Genomic DNA, 13072 nt, shown 5'->3' with positions numbered 1-13072 from the left:
GGTTACATCACCAACTGGCGAATATCGCTCATGTAACTTGCAAGAGTCACAGTAAAGCGTGCAGCTAATGCTCCGTCAATAACCCTATGGTCGTATGACATAGACAGCGGAACCATTAGTTTAGGTTCAAACTCTTTGCCATTCCATTTAGGTTTCATTTCAGATTTAGATACACCTAAAATAGCAACTTCTGGCGCATTAACAATCGGCGTAAATGCCGTACCGCCGATACCGCCAAGGCTAGAGATAGTAAAACAGCCACCTTGCATATCAGACGATGTAAGCTTACCGTCACGTGCTTTAACAGATACTTCCATTAGTTCACGTGATAATTCAATAATGCCTTTTTTATCAACATCTTTAAACACTGGCACTACTAAACCATTTGGCGTATCAACAGCAACACCGATGTTAATGTACTTCTTAAGAATTAAACTTTCGCCGTCGCTAGACAGTGAAGAGTTAAATGTTGGGAAGTCTGCAAGTGCTTTAGCCGCTGCTTTCATCACAAACACAAGTGGTGTGATTTTAACGCCAAGCTTTTTCTTCTCGCTAAGTGCATTTTGCTCTTTACGGAATACTTCAAGACTTGTGATATCAGCTTCATCAAACTGTGTAACATGTGGGATTTGTACCCAGTTACGGTGTAAGTTTTTACCTGATAGCTTTTGAATGCGAGACAGTTTTTTCTCTTCAATTTCACCAAATTTAGCAAAATCTACTTTAGGCCATGGAATAAGACCAAGCTCACTACCACCTGCGCTACTGCCTGCAGATAATTGACCAGATTCAACTTGCTTAACTAGGTTTTTAACGTAGTTTTGCACGTCTTCTTTAACTATACGGGCTTTGCGACCAGTGCCTTTAACGTTAGCTAGGTTAATACCAAACTCACGCGCTAAACGGCGAACAACGGGTGATGCATGAGCATACGCGCTGTTTTCTGTGAAGCTTTCATTACTTGCTTTTGCAGGTGCTGCTTGAGCCAGTGCTGACTCAGTTTTAGCCGCTGATGCAGGTGCTGATTTTGCAGCTGGTGCAGATGCTGCTGGCGCACTGCCTGCAACTTCAAATACAAAAATTAATGAACCAGTCGATACTTTATCGCCAGCGGCTACTTTAATTTCTTTAACTGTACCTGCAAATGGAGCTGGTACTTCCATTGCAGCTTTGTCGCCTTCAACGTTTAAGATTGATTGATCTTCTGAAACTTCGTCGCCAACGGCAACCATAATTTCAGTTACTTCAACTTCATCGCCACCAATATCAGGCACATTAACTTCTTTAGTGCTTGGTGCTGAACTTGCTGTTGAACTCTCAGCTGGCGCTTCTACAGGAGCCGACTCTTTAGCCGGTGCTGCAGATTCACTTCCTGCTACTTCAAAAACAAACACTAACGAGCCAGTTTTAACTGTGTCGCCAGCGGCTACTTTAATTTCTTTAACTGTACCGGCAAATGGAGCTGGAACTTCCATTGCTGCCTTATCGCCTTCCACGTTTAAGATAGATTGCTCTTCTTCAACGGTGTCACCAACAGCAACCATGATTTCAGTTACTTCAACTTCATCATCGCCAATATCTGGTACAGTTACTTCTTTAATTGAAGAACCTGTAGAAGCAGCTGGTGCTGCCTCTTCAGATTTAGCTGGAGCAGCGGCTGATGCTTTTTCTTCACCAGTGCTTTCACTCTCGCCTTTAAACAAAAATACTAAAGAGCCTGTTGTAACGGTGTCGCCAACGTTAACTTTAATCTCTTTTACAGTCCCCGCTTGAGAAGCAGGTATTTCCATTGATGCTTTGTCGCCTTCAACATTTAGTAATGATTGGTCAACATCTACTTTATCGCCAACGCTTACTAATATTTCGGTTACTTCTACTTCGTCGTCACCAATATCAGGTACTTTAATTTCAATACTCATTGCAAACCTCTTATGCGTACAGTGGGTTAAGTTTGTTAGTGTCGATGTTGAACTTTTTAAGTGCTTCAACAACTACTGACTTCTCAACTTCACCGCGTTTAGCAAGTTCAGATAACGTAGCAACAACAACGTAGCTTGCGTTAACTTCAAAGTGACGACGTAGGTTTTCACGGCTATCAGAACGACCGTAACCATCTGTACCTAACACTTTGTAGTTGCTGCTTGGAATGAATGAACGCGCTTGTTCTGCGTAGTTTTTCATGTAATCCGTTGCTGCAACAGTCACAGAGTCGTTTAATACGCTTGTGATAAATGCTGTTTTTTGCTCGCTTTCAGGATTAAGCATGTTGAAACGCTCAACATCTTGACCATCACGCGTTAGCTCATTGAAAGATGTTACTGAGTAAACATCTGATGCAATACCATATTCTTCGCTTAAGATTGAAGCAGCTTTGCGCACTTCAGTCATAATAGTACCTGAGCTTAATAGCTGTACGTTGGCTTTTTTACCTTCGTAACTTTCAAGCTTGTAAATACCTTTACGAATACCTTCTTCAGCGCCTTCTGGCATAGCTGGCTGATGGTAGTTTTCGTTCATAAGCGTTAGGTAGTAGTAAATATTTTCTTGGTCGTCACCGTACATACGACGAATACCGTCTTGTACAATAACTGCAACTTCAAACGCGTAAGTTGGGTCATAAGAAACACAGTTAGGAACCGTGTTTGCAAGAATGTGGCTGTGACCATCTTCGTGTTGTAAGCCTTCACCATTTAGCGTTGTACGACCCGCTGTAGCACCTAATAAGAAACCACGTGCTTGTTGATCGCCCGCCATCCATGCCATGTCGCCAACACGTTGGAAACCAAACATAGAGTAGTAAATGTAGAATGGGATCATTGGTAAATCGTTAGTGCTGTATGATGTTGCAGCAGCAACCCATGACGACATAGCACCTAACTCATTGATACCTTCTTGCAATACTTGACCTGAAGTTGCTTCTTTATAGTAAGAAACAATATCACGATCCTGTGGCGTGTAGTTTTGGCCATGCGGGTTATAAATACCGATTTGACGGAATAAACCTTCCATACCAAATGTACGCGCTTCATCTGCAATAATTGGTACGATATTTTTACCAATGCCTTTATCTTTTAATAAGATATTAAGTGCACGAACAAAGCCCATAGTAGTAGAAATATCACGCTTTTGCTCTTCAAGCAGTGGCTTAAATGCATCTACTTCTGGCAACGTAAGTTTTTCACTAAAACGTGGAATACGCTTAGGTGTGTAGCCTTTAAGCTCATCACGACGCGCATGTAGGTACTTGTACTCAGGTGAACCTTCTTCAAGCTCTAGGTATGGTAATTCTTTTAATTGCTCTTCAGATACTAAGTCATCAAGACCAAGGCGTGAACGTAAATGTGCAACATGCGACATGTCCATTTTTTTCACTTGGTGCGCAATGTTTTTACCTTCAGCTGCTTCACCCATGCCGTAACCTTTTACAGTTTTAGCAAGAATTACAGTTGGACGACCTTTTGTCTCTTCTGCTTTTTTAAATGCAGCAAATAGTTTTGATGGCTCATGACCACCACGCTTAAGCGCAAAAATTTCGTCATCTGTCATATCTGCAACAAGGGCAGCTGTTTCAGGGTAGCGACCAAAGAAATGCTCACGCACGTATGCGCCATCTTTAGCTTTGTATGTTTGATAATCACCATCAATTGTTTCGTTCATCAATTGTAGTAATTTACCTGTTGTGTCTTTAGCAAGCAGAATATCCCAACCGCTGCCCCACACTAGTTTAATTACGTTCCAGCCAGCGCCTTTAAACAAGCCTTCTAGCTCTTGAATAATTTTACCGTTACCCATAACTGGGCCGTCTAAACGCTGTAAGTTACAGTTAATTAAATAACAAAGGTTATCTAGTTTTTCACGTGCAGCAAAAGAAATAGCACCACGTGATTCTGGCTCATCCATTTCACCGTCACCTAAAAACGCATATACACGTTGGTTTTTAGTGTCTTTTAAGCCACGACCATCTAAGTATTTTAAGAAGCGTGCTTGATAAATTGATGAAATAGGACCTAAGCCCATTGATACCGTAGGGAACTGCCAAAACTCAGGCATTAACTTAGGGTGTGGGTACGATGGTAAGCCTTCGCCATCAACTTCTTGGCGGAAGTTATCTAGTTGCGCAGCCGATAAACGACCTTCAACAAATGCTCGTGCATAAATACCTGGAGAAATATGACCTTGGTAATAAACTAAGTCACCACCGTCTACATCATTTGGTGCTTTAAAGAAGTGGTTAAAACACACTTCATAAAAAGCAGCAGATGATTGGTAAGACGCCATATGGCCGCCTAAGTCGAGATCTTTTTTAGATGCACGTAGAACGATCATAATCGCGTTCCAACGTATAATTGAACGAATACGACGTTCAAGATTTACATCACCTGGGTAAGCAGGCTCTTGATCTACAGGAATAGTATTAACGTAGTTCGTGGTAATACCCGTTGGCATATCAACGCCGTCTAAACGGGCTTGCTCTAATACTTGCTCAAGTAAAAACTGAGCTCGTTCAACACCTTCTTCGCGCACAACTGATTCAAGAGCTTGTAACCACTCTTGTGTTTCTAGCGCGTCTACGTCAATTTTATTGACTTCAGACATATGGAGGTTTCCTTATGTTTAAAATACGAATATTGTTAATTTAATATCACAGCTACTTAATTTGTGTGTTCAAAGTAGTTATGTACTAACTTAATTTTGTTTAGTGCGTCTTAAACTACGTTCAATTCGCGAATGTTCTTTGCCTGCTTCAAGTAGTGCTTCTTCGATAAATGCTAAGTGCGCATTACTTGCTAAACGGGCTTGTTCTGGATTACCGTCAATAACGGCATCCATTAATAAACGCCTGTGTTGGGCTAACTGACTGCTAATATCTGACTTTTTTAATAGAACAGTTAAATTTTGCAATACATTTTGCTCAAGCAGCGCTTTCATACCTCTAACTAAATGCAGTAACACCACGTTGTGCGAGGCTTCTGCCACGCTAAAGTGAAATGCATTAATTGCTTTTGCTTTTTGCTGTAAATCATCATTAACTAAGGCAATTTCATCAAAGCTTTGTTTTACTTTGCTAAAATCGTTGCTGGTCCCGCGCAGTGCTGCGTAGTAAGCAGCAATCCCTTCTAATGCATGACGAAATTCAAGTAAATCAAACTGCGACTCAGGGTGTTTACTAATCAAATCAAAAAGTGGATCAGTAAGCCCTTCTTCGAGCTGATTTTTTACAAACGTGCCGCCACCTTGGCGACGCGTAACTAAACCTTTAGCTTCTAATTTTTGAATTGCCTCACGCAGTGACGGGCGAGACACTTCAAATTGCTTTGCTAGTTCACGCTCTGGTGGCAACTTTTCACCTGGTGCTAACGAGCCTTCAAGAATCATATTCTCAAGTTGCTGTAAAATAACATCAGATAATTTTGCCGCTTTAATCTTTAAAGACATGAATCAACGTCCGCGTTGTATAAATACCAAGAGCCCATAAAACGGGGCTTTAAGTAGTATGATTTACCCAAAAGGTAAATTGGTCATACCAAAAATTTTCAATACGGTATCAAAAACACTATTAGCTGTCAATTTACAGGTAGTTTGAGCAATTAAAGTAGCGTAACGCATTTTGAACGAAGATCAAACAATGCGCAATTTACAAAAATTGTTATAACGTATTTGGGATGAAAACAATTGGTCTGACCAGAATGAATTAGAATATTAGCTCTATTTTATTGTACTTAAAAACTGCAGGAAGAGATTAAAGCACCTTACATTGCATAAGGTACTTTATTAAAAAAGTATTAACTTAAGACAGCCCACCAAATAATGTAAGCAACGCTATAAGTACTAAGTAAAATAATACATTACGCTTAACAAGCTTAATCATACACGTGGCTTCGTAGGTACAGCCGTAATAACGCTTTTCAACTTGCTCTGCAGCAAGTGCAGTACATGTTACTACTTCGCGATTTGGAGACTTAAAGTTAAGCACGTAACGTAGCCAACAACTTGTGCCTTTATTAAAGTTACCTATTACTAAATAGCCAAAGCTGGTGATGCGTGCAGGCAACCAGTCAAGCCAGAACAGTAGTTTATGTATAAGTTTAAAACGCTTAGCAAATATTACTTTATGATCTTCTCGTACTAAATCAGCTAAAGTACGTACCAGTGCATATAAAACCGCGCCTGGCGCACCTAAAACAACAAACCAAAAAATCACCGCACAGTAAAATCTAAAGTTTACCCATGCCAATGTTTGCCCAAAGGTTTCGCCACCATCTTGATCATCAGTACGCTTTTGACCTATTTGCAGCGCATATAAAGATGCAGCAGTACCATCATCTCGCGTTAAGGCATTTAAGTAAGACTTATATAAAGCACGCTGCTTGGCACAACCAAAGCAAACCAAAAGCACAGCAATATTAATAGCTAACTGCCATAGTACAAAATCAGATAAACAATAAATAAACGCTATTGCTATTACTGGAAGTAACAGCCAAATTAAAAAGCCCGGAGCAGAACTGAATAAGCCTTTGTCACCTAGTAGCTTATTAGAGCGATTTAAATAACCATTTGTGTAATAGCTTATCTGCCAGTAATTAGACCGAGCCCCTAAACGCTCCAGAATTAATGCAATTATTATAGAAACTAAAATCATGGGAATAACTCTCTTAACTTAGTTGTTCAAGCATATTAAAAAACAATGGCCAATTAAAGCTACTGCCAGGATCGGTTTTACGTCCCGGGGCAATATCGCAATGCCCAACAATACGCGAAGGGGTAATTTTTGGATAGCGTTGTATTATAGATTTACTAAGTGTAGCTAATACTTCGTATTGCGCTAAAGAGTATGGCGTGGTGTCGGTACCTTCAAGCTCAATCCCAATGCTAAAGTTATTACAAGCAGATACGCCCTCAAACTCAGATTGCCCGGCATGCCAAGCACGTTTTTTAAAAGGCACGTATTGTATAACCTCACCGGTGCGCTTTATAAAGCAATGGGCCGACACACGTAAATTTTTTAAGTCACTAAAACTCGAGTGAGCATTGCAGTCAATGCTACCCATAAATAACTCATCAACAAAAGAGGTACCAAACTGCCCTGCTGGCAATGATATATTGTGAATAACCAATAAAGAAATATCAGCCTCATCAGAGCGTTCATCAAAATGCGAACAAGGCCGCTGCGCTACAGTACTTAAAACACCGTTTAAATCTATTTTCATGATACGTTTATTATATAAATATCAAGATATACATAGCACTGATGCTAAAGGATTTATTAAAACAATGATAGTGACAAACAGGTATAAAACCCTACCTGCAAATAATTCAAACCCACACTTAGGTGCTAATTTACATCCGCTCATGTAACGTAAATTTTGAAATTAAAAGCGAGGTATAAAACCTCACCTACAGATAATACAAACCCACACGTAGATACTAATTTACTATACGCGCTTATCTTTATATTGGTGAAAAGGCAATCGCTTCTCTTTCTTTTATAAACATAGTAAAATTTGCCTAATTTATTAACGCTTATGAGCATTCCATGTCTATCTCGCACACTCTTATTACTCAGCTTGTTACTCTTGCACTTGACGAAGATTTAAATTATCAAACAGCACAAGAAGGCGATATTACCGCGCAATTGATCCCTCAAAATGAGCAAGCAAACGCTAAAGTAATCACTCGCGAAGACTGCATTTTTTGTGGAAAAGACATCATCCTTGAAGTATTTAAACAAGTAGACCCAAGCGTTAAGGTTAATGTACTTATTAATGATGGCGACGCAGTTAAAGCAAACAGCACATTATTTACAGCCACTGGTTCAGCTCGTTCAATATTAACTGCCGAGCGTACTGCACTTAACTTTGTACAAACGTTATCGGGTACAGCCACTACTACAGCACATTATGTAAAAGAGCTAAGCGGCACAACAACGCAACTACTCGATACACGCAAAACCATACCAGGCCTTAGAGCACTTCAAAAATACGCAGTAAAATGTGGTGGGGGTGCAAATCATCGTATTGGTTTATTTGACGCATTTTTAATTAAAGAAAATCATATAGCGGCTTGTGGCACAATAAACAAAGCCGTAACTCAGGCTAAACAAAATCACCCAAACAAACCTGTCGAAGTAGAAGTAGAATCACTCCCTGAACTTAAGCAAGCAATTGAAGCTGGCGCCGACATAATTATGCTCGACAACTTTAGCGTAGAGCAAATTAAGCAAGCTGTAATTTTAACCAATAAGCGCGCAAAATTAGAGGTTTCAGGCAATATGACCCTAGAAACGCTCAAAACTTATTCACAAGCAGGTGTCGATTTTATATCAAGCGGGGCATTAACAAAAAACTTACAATCAATCGATTTGTCGATGCGTTTTGAACAATTTTAAAGCAATAATGGGTAATTAATACCGCTAATCAATTGACAAGTTAAGTAAAAAAGCATTAAATAACCCAAAAGGCTTACTTTGTAACAAATTGTTAAATAAAATCGCTTTTTTATAAGAAGATACGTGCTAAACACTAAAATAAAATGGTAGACTAATTCTGTTGTACTATTTTATTAAAAAAGGTAGTCATAAATAACTAGTGCCTTTGGTTTTTAAAGACATAATTAAAAACTAAAGCAACTAAACTACTTACTTTATGCCTATACTATTTGCTGCTACAACATGTAGTGCACTTAGTAAACTTTTATAATTAGTACTAAACATAATGAATTCACATTCGGCTTTTGTGTTTCATACTCTAAAGCTAAAGTGTAATAAAATTAATTTTAAGTAAAACTGTAAAGTAAATCAGTTAAATTGAGTGAGGCATTTTGCCGCTTAAGTGATTTAAGTTACAAAAATCTATCCTTTAGGAGAGGAAACATGAAAACAATGACTCAAAAACAACAGGGTTTCACCCTAATTGAATTAATGATTGTAGTAGCAATCATCGGTATTCTTGCAGCAATTGCATTGCCTGCTTACTCAAACTATCAAGCGTCGTCTAAGTTAACGGCTGCCTTAGCAGAAATCTCAGCAGGAAAAACAGGCTACGAAGTTGCGGCAAATTCTGGTGAGACTACAATTAACAATGCAACAGTCGGATTACAAACAACCACTGGAAATTGCACTATATTAACTGACAGCTCAGGAATCTTGTGTACAGTTTTAAACGCCCCTACACAAATTGCTGGCGCAACAATAAAGTGGACTAGAGATGCAAACGGCTCATGGTCATGCGCAACACAGGGCATTACAGGCGCTGACAACCAAGCTTTAGCACCAAAAAGCTGCCCATTTTCATAATTCATAATTCATAATTCATAATTAGAAGCGCCTTAATTGGCGCTTTTAAAAGACAAGAAGCTTGTGAGCTTGGAAAAATTTATAATATTATTACTTTTTAGTTTGTTCTTTCTGCTTTCACTAGTTCCATTAATACCAATAACCTCATATGATTACCACAATCATCAGCGAATCTCTCAAATATTTTTTTTGCTTTGCATTAACTTTTTATTTATTTATTGCTTTCTAAGCAATAATGATTCTCCTAAAAGGCTTTCACAAAATAAAAGACACTTTCCCCTTTTTATAACTTTCATATTTAGTGGTTGCTTATCATCATTAATGAGTATGGAGCAAAGTTTTAGCCTGCTGTACACGTTTCATATAAGCTTACTTATTTTAACTATGTACTATGTAAGCACTATAAATGATAAAAAACCTGTTTTATTTATCATTTATGCATTATTAATAACCCATACAAGCTTAGTTTTAATATGCCTACTTAATATAATTTTTACGCTATCAGAACAACAGCCCTTAAACCCCTACATAATCTATTCCGGTTTTATTAACATTCGCTTTTTTAATCAAGTACAGGTATTTATTCTTCCATTTTTAGTGTTACTCCTAAAATTTAAAAGCATACAGCGTATCGTATTTATTATTTTATTTTTAAACTTATTACTTATATTTATTGGCCAAGCTCGTGGGGCTTTACTCTCATTTTTAGCCATCTCTATTTTTGCTCTCGCTTTAAAAACTACATTAAAAAAACAAGTGCTTATTGGATTAGTCTGCCTTGCTTTAAGTTGTATTACTTTTTATGCCCTGGATTCATTAAATAAAGGAGGTACTGAAATACTACGCACATCCTCCTCAGGCCGTATCGAGCTATGGTTTAATACTTTTTCTAACCTATCTTTAAAGCATTTATTTATCGGCAATGGTCCTGGAGTATTTGAAATGTCACTTGGCAGTTCAGCCCCTTTTAGTCACCCCCACAATTCATTAATTGAAATTTTAAATGAATGGGGTCTTATCGCCCTTATATGTATTTTAACCGCTGTTTTTACAACATTTAAAAAAGCGATAACACATTTAAAAAAGCATAAAAAAGACATCATTACTGAAAGCCTCTTTTACTCTTTTGCTATAGGAATTACATACTCACTATTTTCTGGTGTGCATGTAATGCCGGTTTCGCAAACACTCTTATTTATAATGTGGGGGTTGCTACTTGGTAGAATCAATAAAAAAAGTATCCAAAGCATTTCCATAAATAAATACTTAAAAGCTTTAATAGCCATTTTATTTATTTTTGCATGGTACCTTTACTTACAAAAAGCGATAAGTATTTATAATAATATTGACCCTGATAAGGGCTACATTTACGGGCCTAGATTTTGGTCCGTTGGGCAACGATTTTAAAGCGTCCAACTTTTCTACCAAGAATCATTAGTTTAAGTTATGCTTGTAATAATGAAGTTTAAACCAAATTCAGCTGGGTACTCTTAATGGCAAAAAAACAACAAGATAAAGGCCTCGATACTTTTCAGTGGGTCGGTGTAAGTGCACGAGGGAAGAAACTTGAAGGCGAGCTTACAGGTAATAGTATTGCATTAGTAAAAGCTCAGCTTCGTAAGCAAGGTATCACTCCTTCAAAAGTGAAGCGTAAAGCAAAACCACTGTTCGGTATTCAAAGTGTTCAAAAGGTAACCCCTAAAGATATAGCACTACTTACTCGCCAAATTGCGACTATGTTGATGGCGGGCGTTCCTTTAATACAGGCCATTGAAATGATTGGCTCTGGCTCGACCAATAAAAGTGTCGCCAAATTAATGGAAACTATTGCTGATGAAGTAAAAGCGGGGCAACCACTATCTACTGCACTTAGAAAACACCCACGTTATTTTGATGATTTATATTGCGACCTTGTAGCCTCTGGCGAGCAATCTGGTGCACTTGATAAAATATTTGACCGAGTTGCTTTATATAAAGAAAAGTCCGAAGCGCTAAAATCAAAAATTAAAAAAGCGATGTTTTATCCTATTTCAGTATTAGTAATCGCCGGCATTGTAACCTCAATACTATTAATATTTGTAGTGCCGCAGTTTCAAGATATATTTGCAGGTTTTGGGGCAGAGCTTCCTGCATTCACTTTGTTTGTTATTGGCATATCAGACTTTATGCAAGCATATTGGTGGATGATACTAATCGCTATTGTAGCTTTTGGATACGCTTTTAAAGAAGCCAAGCTTAGAAGTTTAAAGCTCAGAGATGCAACCGACCGAGCTATACTAAAACTGCCAGTAATTGGTATGATTTTAAACAAAGCAGCTGTTGCTCGCTATGCACGAACTCTGTCGACTACGTTTGCTGCAGGTGTGCCGCTGGTTGATGCGCTTGACTCTGCCGCAGGCGCTTCAGGTAACGCTGTTTATCGATATGCCATTTTAGATATTAAAGTTGAAGTGAGCTCTGGTAATCAAATGAACTGGGCAATGCGTAACTCAAAAATATTCCCTGATATGGTAATACAAATGGTTGCGATTGGTGAAGAATCTGGCTCACTAGACGGTATGCTTGCTAAAGTAGCGACTATTTACGAGCAAGAAGTTGATGATGCAGTAGACGGCCTTTCAAGCCTGCTTGAGCCACTTATTATGGCTGTACTAGGTGTACTTGTTGGTGGCTTGATTGTTGCGATGTACTTACCTATTTTCCAACTTGGCTCTGTTATTTAATTACCAAAAATAACAATTTACAGGAAATAAAAGAGAGGCTTACTTTTTTGATAAGGTATGGCTATTAATGTCTTCTCATTTACTCTCTTTCACTTCTCTATGTGATAAATACTTCACTTAATTTTTAAACGCTTAATTTTTAAAATAATTTTCAGGTAATATGATGCAAAGTATTATTGAAGTAATGCAAAGCCAGTTGTGGTTTTATTTAACCACTATTGGCTTAATTAGTTTATGTATTGGTAGTTTTTTAAATGTGGTTATTTATCGCTTACCACTGATGATGCAACGTGAGTGGCAAAGCGAATGCCGCATATTGCTAGATGATGAGCTTACAGCTAATAAATCTAAACAAGCCAATATCAATAAGCCTTTTAACTTAGTAAAACCCAACTCTACCTGCCCTAAATGCAAAACAGCCATTAAGCCTTGGCAGAATATTCCTATTATTAGTTGGTTAATACTTAAAGGTAAATGCGCAAGCTGCAGTAATCCTATTTCGGCCCGTTATCCTGCTGTAGAGCTAATTACTGCCCTATTAAGTTTAATTGTTGCCTATAGCTTTGGTGCGACCGAGCAAGCCCTTTTATATATTTTTGTAACGTGGATATTGGTAGCTCTGACCTTTATTGATATTGACCACATGTTACTGCCAGATCAACTTACACTTCCGCTAGTATGGCTTGCACTCATTGCCTCGGTAATGGGTTACACAATTACACCAACCGATGCCATTATTGGTGCGGCTTGCGGTTATTTAAGCTTATGGAGCGTGTTTTGGTTATTTAAGTTACTAACCGGTAAAGAAGGCATGGGTTATGGCGATTTTAAGTTGCTTGCTGTATTTGGGGCGTTACTTGGCTGGCAGTCATTGCTTACTATTATTCTGCTTTCGAGCGTAGTAGGTGCCATTATAGGTATTACGCTGTTGAGCATACAAGGTAAAGACAAAGCGACCCCTATCCCTTTTGGCCCTTATTTAGCGATAGCAGGCTGGATCACCATGCTTTGGGGCAACCAAATTCAAGGCGCTTATTTTAATTTAATAGGTTATTAA

At 38.4% G+C, this 13072-nt stretch carries 10 protein-coding genes; 5 read left to right on the top strand and 5 right to left on the bottom strand.

Annotation, left to right across the window (positions count from 1 at the left end; translation table 11 throughout):
* Nucleotides 1-2 precede the first annotated feature (2 nt).
* From aceF to ampD, 5 genes are all read right to left on the bottom strand, one after another.
* Nucleotides 3-1919 (bottom strand): pyruvate dehydrogenase complex dihydrolipoyllysine-residue acetyltransferase, encoded by a 1917-nt coding sequence (aceF, locus tag H5118_RS04890; protein ID WP_182747975.1) that lies wholly within the window; start codon nt 1917-1919, stop codon nt 3-5.
* A 10-nt stretch (nt 1920-1929) separates the two neighbouring features.
* Nucleotides 1930-4596: a pyruvate dehydrogenase (acetyl-transferring), homodimeric type gene (gene aceE / locus H5118_RS04885; protein ID WP_002957763.1), complete on the bottom strand. Its 2667-nt coding sequence runs from the start codon at nt 4594-4596 to the stop codon at nt 1930-1932.
* A 90-nt stretch (nt 4597-4686) separates the two neighbouring features.
* The gene (gene pdhR / locus H5118_RS04880) at nt 4687-5436 is read right to left on the bottom strand and encodes a pyruvate dehydrogenase complex transcriptional repressor PdhR (RefSeq protein WP_002957764.1); all 750 of its coding nucleotides are present in this window, start codon (nt 5434-5436) and stop codon (nt 4687-4689) included.
* Between the two features lie 352 nt (nt 5437-5788).
* Nucleotides 5789-6640, bottom strand: coding sequence for a beta-lactamase regulator AmpE (gene ampE, locus H5118_RS04875; RefSeq protein ID WP_182671424.1), 852 nt, complete (start codon nt 6638-6640; stop codon nt 5789-5791).
* 13 nt (nt 6641-6653) lie between these two features.
* Nucleotides 6654-7208 carry a 1,6-anhydro-N-acetylmuramyl-L-alanine amidase AmpD gene (gene ampD, locus H5118_RS04870; protein ID WP_182747973.1) on the bottom strand — a complete coding sequence of 185 codons (555 nt, stop codon included), beginning with the start codon at nt 7206-7208 and terminating at the stop codon, nt 6654-6656.
* Nucleotides 7209-7534: 326 nt separating this feature from the next.
* Between ampD and nadC the strand changes: the two genes are divergently transcribed.
* From nadC to H5118_RS04845, 5 genes are all read left to right on the top strand, one after another.
* Entirely contained in the window at nt 7535-8386 is an 852-nt protein-coding gene (nadC, locus tag H5118_RS04865) for a carboxylating nicotinate-nucleotide diphosphorylase (RefSeq protein WP_182682553.1), read from the top strand.
* A gap of 483 nt (nt 8387-8869) precedes the next feature.
* The gene (locus H5118_RS04860) at nt 8870-9292 is read left to right on the top strand and encodes a pilin (RefSeq protein ID WP_182747971.1); all 423 of its coding nucleotides are present in this window, start codon (nt 8870-8872) and stop codon (nt 9290-9292) included.
* Between the two features lie 327 nt (nt 9293-9619).
* Nucleotides 9620-10699, top strand: coding sequence for an O-antigen ligase (locus tag H5118_RS04855; RefSeq protein ID WP_259397887.1), 1080 nt, complete (start codon nt 9620-9622; stop codon nt 10697-10699).
* Between the two features lie 86 nt (nt 10700-10785).
* Nucleotides 10786-12015: a type II secretion system F family protein gene (locus H5118_RS04850; protein ID WP_024597567.1), complete on the top strand. Its 1230-nt coding sequence runs from the start codon at nt 10786-10788 to the stop codon at nt 12013-12015.
* Between the two features lie 163 nt (nt 12016-12178).
* On the top strand, nt 12179-13072 hold the full coding sequence (locus tag H5118_RS04845; protein ID WP_182747967.1) for an A24 family peptidase: 894 nt from the start codon (nt 12179-12181) through the stop codon (nt 13070-13072).

It is taken from the genome of Pseudoalteromonas sp. SR41-1, assembly GCF_014164015.1.
Classification (GTDB): Bacteria; Pseudomonadota; Gammaproteobacteria; order Enterobacterales; family Alteromonadaceae; genus Pseudoalteromonas; species Pseudoalteromonas distincta.
Note: the sequence above shows the minus strand (reverse complement) of the source record. Positions and strands in the feature narration are given on the sequence as shown.